This window comes from Bacillus cereus group sp. BfR-BA-01523 (genome assembly GCF_022662615.1).
Taxonomy (GTDB): domain Bacteria; phylum Bacillota; class Bacilli; order Bacillales; family Bacillaceae_G; genus Bacillus_A; species Bacillus_A mycoides.
The window spans coordinates 39,802-55,900 of record NZ_JAKUDX010000006.1; the positions used below are offsets into that span (position 1 = coordinate 39,802).

The window sequence follows — 16,099 nt, forward strand, 5'->3', positions numbered from 1 at the left end:
TTTTATATCATATGTAGAATTGATGTTTTTTCCTTCACTTTGTTAAATAGTTTTCTTTCTTTTTTGAATTTGCTACAATATAAATTACGCAGAGGGATGCATTTTTACAATTGAATACATACTTTAAAGAAGGTGACATGTTTGGAACATTCAGCACATGAAGTAGCAAATTGGCAATATTATTTTGCAATTGCCGTATTTTTAGTCACGTACGGTTTTATTATTTCTGAGAAATTGAATCGTGCTGTAATCGCACTATTCGGTGCTGCTATTATGATTATTTTTGGAATTGTAGATTTACATACTGCTTTCACATCACATATTCAATGGGAAACAATCACCCTTTTAATTGGGATGATGATTCTCGTACATATTACGAGTCAATCAGGCGTATTTGAATTTGTAGCCATTAAAGCAGCAAAAACAGCTGGCGGAAAACCAATCCGCATTTTATTATTACTATCCCTATTAACCGCTGTCGGTTCTGCATTTTTGGACAACGTAACAACCGTATTATTAATCGTACCTGTTACACTATCCATTACACGTATTTTAAAAGTAAATCCTGTTCCTTATTTGATTTCAGAAGTACTATTTTCAAATATAGGCGGAACAGCAACATTAATTGGTGACCCGCCGAACATTATGATTGGATCAGCTAATAAACATTTAGACTTTAATGCCTTTTTACTAAACTTAGCTCCAATCGTAATCATTATTTCTATCGTTACACTTGGCATTATTTACTTCATGTATCGCAACAAACTAAAAACAACACCTGAGCAAATCGAAAAGCTAATGGCATTAAATGAAAAAGATTATATTAAAGATCAGAGCCTCCTTTTAAAATCCATTACGATTTTAGGACTAACTATTTTAGGCTTTGTACTTCATTCTATTATTCATGTAGACGCTGCCGTTATTGCGATGACAGGTGCTACACTTCTTATGTTAATCGGTGTGAAAGAACATGATATTGAAGATGTATTTGCCCACGTTGAATGGGTAACAATTTTCTTCTTCGCTGGACTATTCGTTCTCGTTGGCGGATTAATTGATATCGGACTTATTTCTTCACTTGCAAAAGAAGTACTCGACGTAACAAATGGCGATATCGGTTTCGCTGCTATACTTATCTTATGGGTATCTGGCATCGCATCTGCGACAATTGATAACATCCCATTTGTCGCAACGATGATTCCACTTATTCAAGATTTAGCTACAGGACTCGGACTATCTGTCGATTCTCCGCAAATTGAAGTACTATGGTGGGCGTTATCACTTGGAGCTTGCCTAGGAGGCAACGGAACATTAATTGGAGCATCAGCAAACGTAGTCGTTGCTGGTATTGCAAAACGTGAAGGACATGGGTTCTCTTATATGGACTTCTTAAAAATCGGTTTCCCCTTAACGATCATTGCGCTATTGTTATCACATGCTTACATTTATTTACGTTATTTAATGTAGAAGTTGTATTGCATGAAATTATGTCGTCAAATAAAAAAGGTTTGCAGCACTATGCTACAAACCTTTTTTCATCACCAAAATATACCTATAATTGCTAATCCACCTAAAATCATACCACCAATTTGTCCGATGATTGTTGGTGATAGTTGAACACCTTTTCTCACTTCAACAACTGGTCTTTCGTGCCTTAGTTGCTGCACTTCACTTTGAAGTTGATGTACACTTCCGTGTAGTTCTTTAATTAGTTCTTTTAATTCAGCGACCTCTTCATTTACTGGCTTACTTTTTTCTAAGTTCATCTCGCATAACTCCTTATAAATTCAATCAGTTCACTGTAAAATTTCGCCAATTATCGTTATATCTCCTGCATACTACATATATAATATGGAATGTACCTTTATTAACAAGACCCTGTTAAGAACAAATTTAGATATTTTAAAAAGACAACTTTCATTAGTTCTTTATATATATAAAGGACTAATATATTCAACAATTCTATTCTTTATAGTTTCTTTTTCATACAAAAAGCTTCACTAAAATTTAGCAGGTGTACCTTGATGAAAATACATTTGCCATCTTCCTTCTCTAAATTTCCATATCGAACTACGTAACGAGTGTTGATTATTTATTTCATTGAATATTCGATAAGTAGTTAATGCTACATCTTTGGATAATGGATGTACTTCGAAATCACTCAAAGTCATTTTTACCACACCAATTCCACTTTTATCGATATCCTCATTTTTATATAAAACTTTACCAGAACTCCCAAACTCAAAAAAATCAGCGGCAAGTATCTTTTTAAGCTCCTTTTGAGATGTGCGAACCCCTGGTTTAAGTAATCGTTCCTCTAGCTGATATAAACACTCTCTTAATGAAGATAAACCTTCCATTAGTACACTCCTCCGCTCATAATTACCCAAATATTACAACTTTTCACTCTACACTACACAATTATTCTGTATGTTTTTGCTAGTTCTGCAGCTCTATCCATTCATCCCGCAATATCCCCATAATCATACGATCAAAACACTTTCCGTCTCGCTGAACTGCTTCTCTCATACACCCTTCCATCTGAAAACCCATCTTTTTATACAACGCAATGGCTGCTTTATTATAAGAAATAACATCGAGACCGACGCGGTGTAAATTCATTTCATAGAACGCATACTTTAGAATAATATGTATCGCTTCTTTCCCATATCCCTTCCCTCTATCATTTTCCTCTCCTATACCAATTGCTAATAGACCTGTTCTGTTATTCCACTCTATGCCGTGAATTGCAACAAAACCAATTAAACGATCATCTTGAACTGTTCTTAACATGAAAGAAATACTATTCGATCTCCGTCCCTTTAATAGCCCATCACTCGCTATTTCATGTAACGATTGCGGGAATGCTAAGTCTGTATCTACATTTCTTAAATATTCACTATCTTCTTGCCACACAGCCATTACTTCAGCATCTGTCGCTCTAATAGCTGATAATTTAATAGTTTTATTTTGAAAAAGATTCATTGTCATCTAAAACTCCCCTTTTTTTAAAATAGCGGGGACAATTATTCTGGCCTATTATCCCCTTGTCCTTTGAACTGTTGTATTAACGGGATACTTACAATAAGCGCTGACATTGGCACATCTCCCTTGCATTGAATTAACTTCATTGTATAATTTTTCATTTATTCTAACAATAACAACGATAAAAAGACCCTCCAAATTTAGAGGGCCTTTCCTAATAGCAAAACTGTATTATTTCGTAAACATTTTCTCTGCTTCATCCATTGCCATTTTGTTACCTAAAGCAGAATAGTCAAGCCATGGTTGATCATTAATAATGTATACGTGCTTACCTTTAACAGCTTTTAAGTCTTTCCAAATTGGTGTTTCTTGCAGTTGTTTAAATGCTGCTTTCGCTTTATCGTCTCTGTTTACGACAACGAAAATAGCATCCGCATCAAAGTCAGGTAATACTTCTTGTGAAATTACTTCGAAAGGACGGTTTCCATCAATTTTCTCTACACCATTTGCAGGTTGTAATCCTAAGTCTTGGAATAGAATTGGTCCCATCGGTCTTTTCGTACTAAATACACGTAATTCTTTTGCAGTAACGCGAATTGCCATTACTTTTTCGTTATTACCTAACTCTTTATCTATTAAACTTTTTACTCGTTTTGATTGTTCTTCATAGTCTTGAATATATTTATCTGCTTCTTTCTCACGGTTTACAAGTTTACCTACTTCTTTTAAATGATCTCTCCACGTACCTTCATCTAAATTAAAAGTATGTGTTTTTGCAATTTTTTCGTATTTCGCTAAATCTTTACCAGCATATTTTTCATCAACATAAATTTCAGATGGCTTTAATTGAAGTAACGCTTCCATATTCGGATCTGTTACAACGCCAAGTTTCTTCGTATCTTTCAATTGTTCTTTCACGTGAGGTAAGAAATCTTTTAAATCTCCACCAATTACAGAACCTACCGGTGTAATTCCTAATGCAAGTAAGTTATTCGTTAAATGAATAGACATAGAAGCAATTTTTGGATCATTACTTTTTTCAGTTTTTTTAGTTGCCTCTTCACTAGATTTCGTTTGACCACATGCTGATAATACTAAAATAAACATAATGCTAAATAAAATAGTAAGTTTCTTTTTCATATGTTCTCCTCTTTGAAGTATTTATTTTGTTTTTGTAAGTAAATAAAGAAAATATGGCGCACCTAAAGCCGCTACTACTACGCCAGCTGGAATAGAGTTTGGCTCAAATAAAGATCGCCCTATCGTATCCGCGAGTACTAAAATAATCATTCCAATTATGCCAGTTAACGGAAGGAAATGTTGATATGTACTACCTACTAACTTTCTTGCGATATGCGGAGAAACTAAGCCGATAAAGCCAATTCCCCCTGCCATTGATACACTTGCACAAGACAATCCTACCGCTGTAGCTAAAAGCAGTAACCGTTCTTTTTGAACAGATACACCAAGTCCTGCTGCTACACTATCACCTAGTGACAGTGCATTTAACGTTTTGGATTTCAGCCATGCGTACGGAGTTAGTATCAAAATCCAAGGTAATAATGCTAGGACATGAATCCAATCTCTTCCCCACACGTTACCAACTAACCACCTAGAAGCGAATGTATACGTCTCATCATTTAACTTGAGCGAGAAAAATAACGAAAGTGCACTAAAACCAGCTGAAACTGCAATACCAACAAGAATAAGTCTAATGGGAAGTAAACCTTTCGACCGATCACTCGCAAGCAAAACAATAAGAAATGCAGCTAACACTCCTCCGCCAAATGTAAATAACGGTATTAAAATCGATGCACTCTCGTTAATAGAATGAAAGAAAGTAACAAATACAATAAGCCCGAAAGATGCACCGGAGTGTAATCCGAGAATACCAGGATCTGCGAGAGCATTCCGAGATAATCCTTGCAAAATCGCACCGGAAACTCCAAGGCCAATACCAGCTAACATTGTGATTATAATTCTTGGCATACGATAATCGTATAGCACGGTTGCACTCTCAAAATCACCATAGCCAAAAAGCGTTTGAATTACTTTGAGCGGTGCGATGCTCAGCGTTCCCGTATTTAAGCTAATCAAAACTATAGCAATACTTATACATCCGAAAATTGTAGTTACAGTAATAGCTTTCTTTTTATCCGTGCTAAAAAGATTCTTCACTTATAGCTCACTCCCAACTTTACGTGCTATATAGAGGAAGAACGGAACTCCAACAAGAGCTACCATAATTCCTATCGCAAGTTCTTTAGGAGGATTTACTGTTCTTGCTCCTAAATCAGCTAAAACTAATAAAATAGCTCCTAATAATGCTGACATAGGAATAATAAGTTGATAATTAACACCTACTAATTTTCTAGCAATGTGCGGGATGACCAATCCTACAAATCCAATGGAACCAACAGCTGAAACAGAAACACCTGCTAGAATCACTACCATAATCATCCCGAGTATTCTCGTTCGGTTCGTTTTTACACCTAAATTTGTAGCGACATCATCCCCCATGGATATGAGTGAAATAGATCGCCCTAGCGCTGTCGCAAAAACAATTGTTATGAGAATAATAGGCACTAAAAATTTCAAGTGTTCCCACTTAACTCCCGCAACACCACCAGCATACCAAAACGCTAAATCTTGGCTTAAGTCATAATAAATCGCGACACCTGAACTTAACGAATGTAAAAGCGCGGCCATAACTGCCCCTGCAATCGTTAACCTCATCGGCGTTAGCCCGCCTGATGTTGCTGATCCAATAATAAAAATGAGTACTGTACTTAAAACTGCTCCAATAAAGGAGACAATCATTAAATAGGAATACGGCATATGCGGGAAAAAAGCAAAGCTAAGTGCTACTACAAACATCGCACCTGCATTTATTCCAAGTACACCTGCATCAGCTAAAGGATTTCGTGTTACCCCTTGCATAACAGCTCCAGCGACTGCAAAAGCAGCTCCTACAACTGCTGCGCCAATTACCCTTGGGAGCCTTAATTCATAAATAATTTGATGCTGTGTTAATTTCGGATTATAATCAAAAACCGCTGCCCACACAGTTTGCAAATGGATATCCTTTGCACCAAATGCAACGGCTAAAAATATAGCTCCAATTAAACATATAATTGTTAAGCTCATGAAACATATGAACTTAATATGTATCCAGCGATTATTGCCAGCATGTACAGTAGACTTATGTAACATGTTTCATTTCATCCTTTATATTCAGTTCTTTTTTATAATTATTTTTTATTTATAATCATTATTGATAATAATTATCATTTTCATTTAGATATTATATCCCCACTTTTTTTAAATAGCAAACTATTTTTTTACTTTGTTAAACTATCAAAATACTTATTACAATTCCCTTCTAAAACTTCCAAATACATGCAAAATGATGTACTGTTTTATTTTCAAATTTGTAGTATACTAAGTTATTATTTTGATTTTTCAAATAATAATCCTGAAGGTGAAAACATGTTTTATGTAAAACAATTACTCTATTTTACTTATGAACAAGCATTATCCTGTTTGTTCCCTGTCGTTATTTTTTTAACACTTGCTCTTTCAAAAATCATTTCGATTCCAGGGCTGTACCGATATGATTTCATACTCATCGTATGTCTTCTTATGCAGTGGATTATGTACAAAACAGGTCTTGAAACAAAAGATGAACTAAAAGTAATTACTGTCTTCCACCTCATCGGCCTTTTACTAGAAATATATAAAGTACATTTCGGTTCATGGAGTTATCCTGAAGAGGCGTATTCAAAAGTTTTCGGAGTTCCGCTTTACAGCGGTTTTATGTATGCGAGTGTCGCAAGTTGCATATGCCAAGCGTGGAGAAGATTGCATTTACAAATGTATCATTGGCCGAAAGCTATTTTTGCAATACCTCTAGGAGCAATGATTTACTTTAATTTTTTTACACATCATTTTCTATATGACTTTAGATGGGTATTAACTTTAATTTTATTCATTGTTTTCTTTCGCACATTTGTGGAATTTTCATTACGAGGCGTTACATATAAAATGCCGCTCGTACTCTCACTTTTCCTTATCGGATTCTTTATTTGGATTGCAGAAAACATCGCTACCTTCTTCGGAGCATGGCAATATCCAAATCAACGGGAAACATGGAGCCTCGTTCACTTAAGCAAAATTAGCTCATGGTTTTTACTCGTTGTTATTAGCATTATGATTGTTACACAACTCAAACATTTGAAGCAGTCGAAAAGATAATGCTGATTATGTAAAAACAGTTAGCCCATCACTCATTAGAGAGTGATGAGCCTTTTTTAAACCATCCTCATCAAAGGCATTAATTTACGAGAGCATAAGCAGTTGCACATTATGAACTAGTACTAGCAGAAGAGGTTGCTGCAGATGAAGCGGCAATCGTTGCCATCATAGCTGCCTGTTGTGCTTGTATGAGGACTTCTATCATAGTTTGTAAACCTGTGTTGGTAGCTTTACTCTCCTCACCTTTCTGACTTACAAACAGTTGAATAGCAATAAGAATATTCGTATCTGTATGCCAACGGAATAATTTCTCCCCCTGCAATTTTTCAATCAATGCTTTAATAGAATGAATCTCTTTTTCTCCATCCTCAAGTAACGCTAGTAACCCGATAGCTGGATAATGCATCTGTTTCACTTTTATCTTTTCTTGTTTTAACAAATTCCATATGTTTGTACATGTTGCAACTAACATTTCTTCACGGACATCCTTCTTTAGTGAGAGGATATGACTTAAAAACTGAAGATCATTCCCTTTACGCAAACCAGCTTTCGCTAGTTTCTGATAAAGACGTTCTACTCGGTCCATAAGTGTTTCTACATTCTCTGATTGTCCTGCTAGTAAAACCGCGAGTGGATAATCATTTGTACCTGTAAGAAAAAGATGATCCTCTTTCATCCGTTTATATACTTGCATCGAACGCTGAATGTGCGTGCCATGCTGTTCATTTTCTTCTGTTAAAAGCACAGCTGCTGCGAGATAAGTAAATATACTCCGGCTAAAGCCACCAGCGACCAATTGTTCATATAAATCTAAAAACCTCTGAAAAGCTTCCTTGTAATCTGTAAAGTGAATATCTAATGTTGCGGACACCACAAAGCGATGATAAGACTTTAAGTATGAAAACATCCCTACCTGATTCTTAATATAACTACTAATTTCTAAAAAACGTCCGAGATCAAACAGTTTATCACTACCTGCATACATAGCAGCAATCATCATACCTGTTCGAGAATCACTCGTTTTCCATTTTAGTTCTCCCTTTAACTGTGCATATGTATGTGTGTATTGCTCCAACTTTTGTTCCAATGTAATCATAGTATTCCCCCATTTTCTAGTTCCTCTCTTTTATTATACGTATATTCCATATTTAGGAATACCCTATTTCATACAGATTTTGCAACCTTATACTTTCTTCTGTATTATTTTCAATATTTTTCTATTAAGTAATACAAAAAAATAATAACTACCATAAAATTTAGGATGTTTCTTTATCCTAATTGGTTGGTTTTCTTTCCTTCTTCATCAGCATCACGATGATTAGCGTTCATAATCCTTAATCCTTCAAGAAGTTCAACAACAAAAAAGGATAGATAATAAATTATCTACCCTTTTTTGTCTATATATTATTTAACTTTACCCAAAACTAAAGAGCCTTAATAATACGTTCCATCGCCTTCATTTGCCCAATATGGTCTGCTTCATGATAAAGCATCATACCGTAAAGCTCTCCAACTGTTTCCAACCCTAAAAATGGCTCTGGAAGTTTATTTTCAAATGCTTCTGCTGGAATTTCTTGAATGCGCTTCGCTTGTTCTTTTAATTGAACCGTTAACACTTCTAATGATGGCCCTTCTGTTTTCCATTTAGATGGTCTTGAACCATATCCAAACATACCTGGATATTCAGTTGGTAATTGTTTAAATTCTTTTCCAAACATGAAAACTTCTGCTGCCGTTAACACATGACCGATATGCCAGCGAATTGTATTGTTAAAGCCCTCCGGCTGCGTATCCGCAGTTTTGTCATCTAACGTTTCCATAAATTGAAGTAATGCCCCACGCGTTATTTCAAATTGTTTTAAACCAATTATTCTATTCATTTTATCGTCTCCTTTTTTATGTACAATTTATTATGAACTAAGGATGTTAAACTTATTAAAGTTTCACCTTGTTTAATCTATCAGAAACAATTAAAAAATACATCTAATATGCTTACTGAAAACAATAAAAAAGGACCACTCCTCATAAATATAGAAATACTTACTGCACAAATATTACAGTAAACAAAAGAGGAGTGTAATTACATGTTACATGTTTTAAAACAACAATATAATCTTATTCGTTCTACAAGAGAAAATCTATTTACATTTTTGGAAGAAATTCCACGAGAAAAATTGCACAGTACAGTTCCTAATTTCGGAAGTGGCAGCATTTTAAAAACCCATATTCATGTAGCCGATTGCTATCGATACTGGCTTGGAACATTCGCATTTAACCAAAAACGAGCAGATTTCTCATTTGCTAGCGATTATGAAATTGAACATGCAGATGTCACAAAAGTCCGTGCTAGATTTAAGATAGTAGATGAGACTGTACAACGCTTTTTAGATGAATACAATGACCGGTGGCTCGAAAATATAGCAAATGAAGTGAAATGGCAAAAAGAACCTTGGAGCACAACTCCACTATGGCTTTTAACTCATGCGGAAACACATGAATTTCATCATAAAGGTCAACTTGTATCAATGGCTCGTCACCTCGGATACACTCCTCCTGACACAGACCTTAGTTAATTAATTACTGCAACTGAACTTAATAAAGTGAAGGCTAATAATCAGTGGGGGCTTTGTTCGTCCTCCACTAATTATTAGCCTTCACCAATCGGGCGTTTACGGGCAGTAAGACTCCCTCGTCACCTCAATAAATTGCTGCAGTGGCGCTGTCATCCATTTATCTTTATGCCAAGCAATTTGCGTATAGATCGGAGTGATTGTATTCTTTAAGACTAATTCCTTTATCGTTCCCTCTCGTATATCTTTTTCTACTACTATTGCTGGCAAAACTGCTATACCTAAATCTGCAATAACGCATTGTTTAATTGCCTCGACACTAACAAATTCAATCTTATTTGCTGGGTATACATCTTCCGCACGGAATAACTCTTCAAATAAAGTCCGATACGAGCAACCTAGTTCTGTTAGTAAAAGTGTTTCGCTTTCTAAATCTTTTGTAGAAACGGAAGGTTGTTCAAGTAAACGATGCGTATGAGCAGCTACTACTTTTAATTCTTCTTTCATAAGCGGCTCCACATGTAAAACATCCTCTGTTTTACATTCGTCCAAAATAAATACAAGATCTACTTTCCCCTCCATCAATTGTTCCTTCGCATCTTTATTTGAATGCGCAGGTTTAAATATAAGCTTTATTTGCGGAAATTGTGCTTTAAATTTCTTTAATATAGATGGAAGCCTATATGTACATTGACTTTCTTGTGCACCGATTATTAACGTACCCGCTATTTCCTCATCATCTTTCACAGCCATTTTCGCTTCGTTACTGAGTGCAATCATCTTATCAGCATATAGTTGAAACTTCCTGCCTGCTTCAGTTAAGAAAAGACGTTTTCCTAATCTTTCAAATAACGGCGTACCTAGCTCAGCTTCTAACGTTTTAATTTGCGCCGTTACGCTCGATTGAGCAAAGTTCAATTTCTTCGCAGTTTGCGTAAAGTTCAAAGTGTCCGCTGCTACTTTAAATGTAATTAATTGTTTTATCTCCATTTATCATCCCTCTTTTCAATCGATATTTCCGATTGATTTCATCGAAATAATCCTCTTTGTCTATTGATATTTGTATTGTATGATAAATAGCATCGACAAACAATAAAATGGAGGTATTCCATATGAAAGCACTTTGTTTCGAACAGTTTGGAAGTCCAGATGTACTACAATATAAAGAAATACCTGATCCAATCATAGATTCAAATGAAATTCTTGTTCGCATGCAAGCAATCGGTTTAAATTTCGCTGATATTTATAGACGCCGCGGTGATTATCATCTCGCTGGTAACCCGCCTTATATATTAGGTTATGAAGGCGCTGGTATTGTTGAAAAAGTAGGAGCAGACGTTACTACTATCAATCCTGGAGACCGTATTGCATTTGCTGACGTTCCATTCTCAAATGCAGAATTAGTTGCCGTTCCATCTGAAAAAGCAATTACGCTTCTAGATTCTATTTCTTTTGAAACAGCCGCTTCTGTCTTATTACAAGGATTAACAGCTCATTATTTAACGAAAGATAGCTATCAAATAAAACAGGGTGATATAGCTTTAGTACATGCCGCAGCTGGTGGTGTTGGTCAACTTCTCATCCAAATGATTAAACTACAAGGCGGAAAAGTAATCGGTCTTACGTCATCAAAAGAAAAAGCACAGATAGCCACGTTAGCTGGTGCTGATCACGTATTTTTATATACTGAAGCATGGCATACGAATGTACTTGAAATGACTAATGGTGCCGGAGTAAATGTTGTGTATGAATCCGTAGGTTCTACGCTCGCGGAAAGCTTTAAAGCAACTAAAACTGGTGGTACTGTCGTATTTTACGGAATGGCCGGTGGTAATCCTGCGCCAGTTGATCCACGTATGCTTATGGATACTTCGAAAACTTTAACTGGCGGAGACCTTTGGAACGTTCTTACTACGTATGAAGAACGTAAGCAACGCTCTACTCAATTATTTGATTGGATCACTGCAGGAGAATTAAATATCGCGAGTCCAACTACATTCGCTTTACAAGATGGTGCTCTTGCACATGAATTATTAGAGAGCCGAAAAAGTACTGGGAAGATTTTATTAATTCCATAACCGTTCTACTTTAAAAAGGAAAAGATAAGCATATAAAAGAGCATCGATTCCGATGCTCTTTTAGTATGGAATTTTATTAGTTTCTTTTTATTCCAGTAATTTTCGGCTCATCATATGAAATAATGTCGATGATATGGTTCAAACAAGGAATTTGATAGTGGACGAACTGCTCTTCAGGAAATATAAATTCAGCAATTGTTCCTGCTTTAATGAAATCCAAATATCTTGATTTTGAGTAAATCCTAAAAATTCTACCTTCTGAAATTTCGTAGTCATCCATTACAGTAAACGATTCATTAGTAATGGAGTAAGCAACATACGTTTCAAAATCCAATTGCACAATTGGTAGATTGTCATCAACATCAATGGATGACCCTTCTATTTCAACCTCATTTGTAATTTTCATAAGTCCCTTAGTTTTGTTAACTTTGCACCTATCAATAAGTACCCTCAGTGAATTTTCTTCAGGTTCAATCAATTTGTTTAAATATATATATCCTTTAAATTCCATCAAATCTTGAAAATCCATTATTCCCCCCATTTTGAAAATCTAAAAGGAATCGTAATACACCCTGTTAAATTTCCACACTTTCTTTCCCTTTTGCAACATAACTCATATCCCCAACTGATTCTACTGTATATTCCCCATCTTGATATACAACTTTCGTTACACTTGCATTCTCTACTCCAAGTTTTGTTTTGGTACTGTCTAACATTTCTATTAAGGCAGTAATCAAAAGCCCATGAACGACAACTAAAACGTTGCCACCTCCATTTTTAGCAGCTTCTTCACTAATTTTATCAATCTCTGTTTTTATACGAGTAGAAAATAATTCCCAATCTTCCGCCTGTTTCGTAGGGTCTGCTGCTCTAATCAGATTAATCACTTCTTGAATAGAAAACTTCATGAGTTCTTCTGGTGATGCAACGCCCGCAGCTTTTCCAACCACATCCCACATATTTTCAAGTTTTTCACCTTCAAAAATACCAAAATTTAATTCTCGTAAATTTTTCCTTTGCTCAAGTTTTAAGTTTGATTGCTCACTATATTTTAATACTAAATTAGCAGTTTCAATCGCTCGGCCGCTATCACTACTATACGCATTCGCAAAATGAACATCTTTTAATCCTGTTCCTAAATTAGAGGCAACTTCCACACCTTTTTCTACTAACGGAGAATCTGCCCAACCTTGCGCGCGCTGGTTCGTATTTAATATTGTTTTTCCATGTCTTGTAACATATAACGTAACTACATTCTCATTGCTATCTGTTTCTCGATTCTTCATCATATTCTCTCCCTTTACATTTCTATATCAATTTTACCATCTCAATTATTCATTGAGCAAAATATACGTAAGTAGATCTGCTTAATAAAAAAAGCTATCTTTCTGTATATCCCTACAAAAAGATAGCACCTTTTATGATTATTCCTTAATCGATTCTCCTACTCAGCAAAAGCACTCGAATACTGTACAACTCCTTCTACACCTTGAAGAGCATTCTCTCTTAATTCCATCACCATAAACACTTCATCTGGCACTTCAAATGGTGCTTTTATATTCCAATCACTTGCTTTTTTAAATCCAAATTTCGGATAGTACTCTGGATGTCCTAATACCACAACAGATTCATATCCTAGTTCTTTCGCTTTTTCTAAAGCAGCTACGATCAATTTTCCGCCAATTCCTTTTTTCTGATGGCCCCTAGCAACTGAAACTGGTGCGAGTGCTAATGATTCTACAGAAGTTCCGTCTTGTTCTATCTTAATTTTTGATAACATAATATGCCCGACTATTTCCTCATCTACTGCAACGATTGATAATTCAGGAATAAACGCGTCACATTCTCTAATACGTTTTACAAGTTCATGTTCCTTTTTATCACTAAATTCTTCATTTGAAAATGCTTGTTTTACAACTTCTTCAGTTTTACTACAATCATTTTGTTGTTCTTGTCTAATCGTTACCATTCTATATTATCCTCTATTCTTTCTTATTTCTTTTTCAATTTTACGAAGCGCTTTTTTCGATCCGCGCTCCATATCGTGCTGCATTTTTCTTTCTTTATAATCGACAAATAGTGTATTTAAATCATATCCTTCTGGGTATAATTCTTTCGCCGCTACCTCTAAAGTAATACGTTTCACATTCACTTCAACGAATTCACCGTTATAATATACAACGACATTATAGAAATTATCTTTTTCCTTATATACAATCCCGAAATCGTTATGATCTAACAAATTCACACGGTCGCCGATTTTATATTCATAGTCATTTTCTCTTTTTTCTTGCACCATTTTCGGTTTTCTAATCTTACTTTCATTCACTTTTTCTATAGCGTATTCTTTATTTCCCATATACTCTTTCGCTCTTTGCAGTACATGTTCTCTCACATTCATTTTATTCGCAATCCAAAGTGCATTACTTTCACCTGATTTACCGATCACTAATTTATAAAGTGGCTCTAGTGTTTCACTATTAAATTGCATTGCTGCGTTCATAAAATCATCGTGCATTTCTGAAAAGCGTTTAATTTCACCGTAATGCGTACTCGCAATTGTAATACATCCCGCAAGATAAAATTCTTCTAAAATAGATATCGCAAGCGCCGCACCTTCATTCGGTTCTGTACCGCTTCCTATTTCGTCAAATAACAGTAACGTATTATTATTTGACATCCTCATAATTTCAGAAAGATTTTTCATATGAGATGAAAATGTACTTAGTGCATTTTCGATACTTTGGTTATCACCAATGTCTACAAATACATTTTCGAAAATAGCAATTTCCGTTTCTTTATCTCCAGCGATGTGAAGGCCTGACATTGTCGCTAATGTTAACAATCCAATTGTTTTTAGCACAATTGTTTTCCCGCCTGCATTCGGCCCAGTAATAATTAAACTACGGTATTCTTGACCGATTTCAAAGTTTAATGGTACTACTTTTCCACTTAAAAGCGGATGCTTACAATTCATTAAATGAATGTAGCCATGATCGTTTAATTTCGGCTCTATTCCATCGATTGATTTACTAAACTTCGCTTTCGCAAATACCATATCATATTGACTAATTAGTTCCATATTAATTTTTATATGATAAATATTTTCTAATACCATTCCTGATAAAGTCGCTAAAATTTGATACTCTTCCATCGCTTCTTCTGCTTTCCAACTTGCGAGTTCCGTATTTAACTTTGTAACCGTATGCGGTTCTACAAATACAGTTGAACCTTTAGCGGAAGCTTCAACTATACTTCCCGCAACTTGATTTTTATAAGAAGATTTAATTGGAATCGTATACCTATCGTCCTTCTTACTAATAAAGAATTCCTGAATATATTTCTTATTTGCACTACTATTTAAAAACTTCGTTAAACGTTCTTTTATTTTTCCGTCTACAGAATCAATGTTATTTCGAATTCGTTTTAACTCTTTACTAGCCGCTGCATCAATGCTATTTCCTTTAATTGAAAAGTTAATTTCCTCTTCAATACTTTTAAATTCAGTCATCGAATTTGCATAGGAAGCTAATACTGGTGCAAAAAATTCTTTATCTAACATAAATTTTTTAATCTTTCTACATCCACGTAAAAAGTCTGAAACACTCACTAACTCTGCTGGATCTAAAATCATCCCTTTTTCTAATTTTTGAATTGTACTAGCGATATTAGAAATTCCGAAGAAAGGCACATGCCCTTCTGCATCTACTATAGCTCGTGCTTCTGTCGTTTCATTCAAGCGATTCCTCACTACTTTTATACTCGTACTCGGCTCTAATTTATTTAATAGTTCTTTACCTAATCCACTTACACAATAAGATTTCACTATATCCTTTAATTCGTTATATTGTAACTTTTCAAAAGTCATCATATTCATTTTGTTTCTCCTCACTATGATTGGTTTTTATCATCAATGAAGATACCTACTCATTAGATTCCAATGAGTTCTACATTATTCAATTATCATTTTTATACATTAAAAACATATACAAAAAAGCTGCGGGGATACCGCAGCTTTTACATTTACAAGGCATGTGTAATAACATATGAGAAAATAAGCCATAAAAACAGATGGCAATCCCCTTATTACACGCTTTATAAAGTATTGTAGGTATCTTCATAGGTTTCGAAATAAATGCATGACAAAATTAGGGGTATGATATACATAAAAATCCCCTGGTCTTATCCGATTTATTTCATTAAATTTTTCCT

The 16,099-nt window shown here is 35.0% G+C and carries 16 protein-coding genes and 1 pseudogene; 4 read left to right on the forward strand and 13 right to left on the reverse strand.

What is annotated here, in order from left to right:
• Positions 1 to 141 precede the first annotated feature (141 nt).
• A complete protein-coding gene (locus MR066_RS16985) occupies positions 142 to 1,467 on the forward strand; it encodes an ArsB/NhaD family transporter (RefSeq protein WP_002142598.1) in 1,326 nt (441 codons plus the stop codon).
• Positions 1,468 to 1,538: 71 nt separating this feature from the next.
• On the opposite strand, the gene MR066_RS16990 is transcribed toward MR066_RS16985, so the two are convergent.
• The 6 genes from MR066_RS16990 to MR066_RS17015 form a co-directional block, all read right to left on the reverse strand.
• Entirely contained in the window at positions 1,539 to 1,766 is a 228-nt protein-coding gene (locus MR066_RS16990; RefSeq protein ID WP_002033458.1) for a coiled-coil domain-containing protein, read from the reverse strand.
• A gap of 234 nt (positions 1,767 to 2,000) precedes the next feature.
• On the reverse strand, positions 2,001 to 2,360 hold the full coding sequence (locus MR066_RS16995; RefSeq protein WP_002033457.1) for a nuclear transport factor 2 family protein: 360 nt from the start codon (positions 2,358 to 2,360) through the stop codon (positions 2,001 to 2,003).
• A gap of 79 nt (positions 2,361 to 2,439) precedes the next feature.
• Positions 2,440 to 2,991: a GNAT family N-acetyltransferase gene (locus tag MR066_RS17000; protein WP_242247844.1), complete on the reverse strand. Its 552-nt coding sequence runs from the start codon at positions 2,989 to 2,991 to the stop codon at positions 2,440 to 2,442.
• 225 nt (positions 2,992 to 3,216) lie between these two features.
• A complete protein-coding gene (locus MR066_RS17005) occupies positions 3,217 to 4,125 on the reverse strand; it encodes an iron-hydroxamate ABC transporter substrate-binding protein (protein ID WP_002014213.1) in 909 nt (302 codons plus the stop codon).
• A gap of 21 nt (positions 4,126 to 4,146) precedes the next feature.
• Positions 4,147 to 5,163: a FecCD family ABC transporter permease gene (locus MR066_RS17010; RefSeq protein ID WP_242247845.1), complete on the reverse strand. Its 1,017-nt coding sequence runs from the start codon at positions 5,161 to 5,163 to the stop codon at positions 4,147 to 4,149.
• On the reverse strand, positions 5,164 to 6,198 hold the full coding sequence (locus MR066_RS17015; RefSeq protein WP_002142603.1) for a FecCD family ABC transporter permease: 1,035 nt from the start codon (positions 6,196 to 6,198) through the stop codon (positions 5,164 to 5,166).
• Positions 6,199 to 6,474: 276 nt separating this feature from the next.
• Between MR066_RS17015 and MR066_RS17020 the strand changes: the two genes are divergently transcribed.
• Positions 6,475 to 7,239: a DUF817 domain-containing protein gene (locus tag MR066_RS17020; RefSeq protein WP_242247846.1), complete on the forward strand. Its 765-nt coding sequence runs from the start codon at positions 6,475 to 6,477 to the stop codon at positions 7,237 to 7,239.
• A 109-nt stretch (positions 7,240 to 7,348) separates the two neighbouring features.
• On the opposite strand, the pseudogene MR066_RS17025 reads toward MR066_RS17020, so the two are convergent.
• Positions 7,349 to 8,385, reverse strand: a pseudogene (locus tag MR066_RS17025) (DUF4003 domain-containing protein).
• A 278-nt stretch (positions 8,386 to 8,663) separates the two neighbouring features.
• Complete coding sequence (locus tag MR066_RS17030) at positions 8,664 to 9,119, reverse strand: DinB family protein (protein ID WP_002033453.1); 456 nt, start codon at positions 9,117 to 9,119, stop codon at positions 8,664 to 8,666.
• Between the two features lie 204 nt (positions 9,120 to 9,323).
• Between MR066_RS17030 and MR066_RS17035 the strand changes: the two genes are divergently transcribed.
• Positions 9,324 to 9,812, forward strand: coding sequence for a DinB family protein (locus MR066_RS17035; protein WP_242247847.1), 489 nt, complete (start codon positions 9,324 to 9,326; stop codon positions 9,810 to 9,812).
• Between the two features lie 96 nt (positions 9,813 to 9,908).
• Here MR066_RS17035 and MR066_RS17040 read toward each other — a convergent pair whose 3' ends face one another.
• Positions 9,909 to 10,799 carry a LysR family transcriptional regulator gene (locus MR066_RS17040; protein WP_242247849.1) on the reverse strand — a complete coding sequence of 297 codons (891 nt, stop codon included), beginning with the start codon at positions 10,797 to 10,799 and terminating at the stop codon, positions 9,909 to 9,911.
• A 122-nt stretch (positions 10,800 to 10,921) separates the two neighbouring features.
• On the opposite strand from MR066_RS17040, the gene MR066_RS17045 reads away from it, so the two are divergent.
• Positions 10,922 to 11,887 (forward strand): quinone oxidoreductase family protein, encoded by a 966-nt coding sequence (locus MR066_RS17045; protein WP_242247850.1) that lies wholly within the window; start codon positions 10,922 to 10,924, stop codon positions 11,885 to 11,887.
• A 76-nt stretch (positions 11,888 to 11,963) separates the two neighbouring features.
• Here MR066_RS17045 and MR066_RS17050 read toward each other — a convergent pair whose 3' ends face one another.
• From MR066_RS17050 to MR066_RS17065, 4 genes are all read right to left on the reverse strand, one after another.
• Positions 11,964 to 12,416, reverse strand: a complete 453-nt coding sequence (locus tag MR066_RS17050; protein ID WP_215577268.1) for a hypothetical protein — start codon at positions 12,414 to 12,416, stop codon at positions 11,964 to 11,966.
• Positions 12,417 to 12,462: 46 nt separating this feature from the next.
• Positions 12,463 to 13,173: a histidine phosphatase family protein gene (locus tag MR066_RS17055; RefSeq protein ID WP_219303240.1), complete on the reverse strand. Its 711-nt coding sequence runs from the start codon at positions 13,171 to 13,173 to the stop codon at positions 12,463 to 12,465.
• A gap of 158 nt (positions 13,174 to 13,331) precedes the next feature.
• Entirely contained in the window at positions 13,332 to 13,856 is a 525-nt protein-coding gene (locus MR066_RS17060) for a GNAT family N-acetyltransferase (protein WP_002137597.1), read from the reverse strand.
• Between the two features lie 6 nt (positions 13,857 to 13,862).
• Positions 13,863 to 15,764, reverse strand: coding sequence for an endonuclease MutS2 (locus MR066_RS17065; RefSeq protein ID WP_242247852.1), 1,902 nt, complete (start codon positions 15,762 to 15,764; stop codon positions 13,863 to 13,865).
• Between the last annotated feature and the right edge of the window lie 335 nt (positions 15,765 to 16,099).

What these genes read in the sequence shown, in the direction of transcription:
- MR066_RS16990 (WP_002033458.1), bottom strand. Translation starts at nt 1,766, where the DNA reads ATGAACTTAGAAAAAAGTAAGCCAGTAAATGAAGAGGTCGCTGAATTA.
- MR066_RS16995 (WP_002033457.1), bottom strand. Translation starts at nt 2,360, where the DNA reads ATGGAAGGTTTATCTTCATTAAGAGAGTGTTTATATCAGCTAGAGGAA.
- MR066_RS17000 (WP_242247844.1), bottom strand. Translation starts at nt 2,991, where the DNA reads ATGACAATGAATCTTTTTCAAAATAAAACTATTAAATTATCAGCTATT.
- MR066_RS17005 (WP_002014213.1), bottom strand. Translation starts at nt 4,125, where the DNA reads ATGAAAAAGAAACTTACTATTTTATTTAGCATTATGTTTATTTTAGTA.
- MR066_RS17015 (WP_002142603.1), bottom strand. Translation starts at nt 6,198, where the DNA reads ATGTTACATAAGTCTACTGTACATGCTGGCAATAATCGCTGGATACAT.
- MR066_RS17020 (WP_242247846.1), top strand. Translation starts at nt 6,475, where the DNA reads ATGTTTTATGTAAAACAATTACTCTATTTTACTTATGAACAAGCATTA.
- MR066_RS17030 (WP_002033453.1), bottom strand. Translation starts at nt 9,119, where the DNA reads ATGAATAGAATAATTGGTTTAAAACAATTTGAAATAACGCGTGGGGCA.
- MR066_RS17035 (WP_242247847.1), top strand. Translation starts at nt 9,324, where the DNA reads ATGTTACATGTTTTAAAACAACAATATAATCTTATTCGTTCTACAAGA.
- MR066_RS17040 (WP_242247849.1), bottom strand. Translation starts at nt 10,799, where the DNA reads ATGGAGATAAAACAATTAATTACATTTAAAGTAGCAGCGGACACTTTG.
- MR066_RS17045 (WP_242247850.1), top strand. Translation starts at nt 10,922, where the DNA reads ATGAAAGCACTTTGTTTCGAACAGTTTGGAAGTCCAGATGTACTACAA.
- MR066_RS17050 (WP_215577268.1), bottom strand. Translation starts at nt 12,416, where the DNA reads ATGGATTTTCAAGATTTGATGGAATTTAAAGGATATATATATTTAAAC.
- MR066_RS17055 (WP_219303240.1), bottom strand. Translation starts at nt 13,173, where the DNA reads ATGAAGAATCGAGAAACAGATAGCAATGAGAATGTAGTTACGTTATAT.
- MR066_RS17060 (WP_002137597.1), bottom strand. Translation starts at nt 13,856, where the DNA reads ATGGTAACGATTAGACAAGAACAACAAAATGATTGTAGTAAAACTGAA.
- MR066_RS17065 (WP_242247852.1), bottom strand. Translation starts at nt 15,764, where the DNA reads ATGAATATGATGACTTTTGAAAAGTTACAATATAACGAATTAAAGGAT.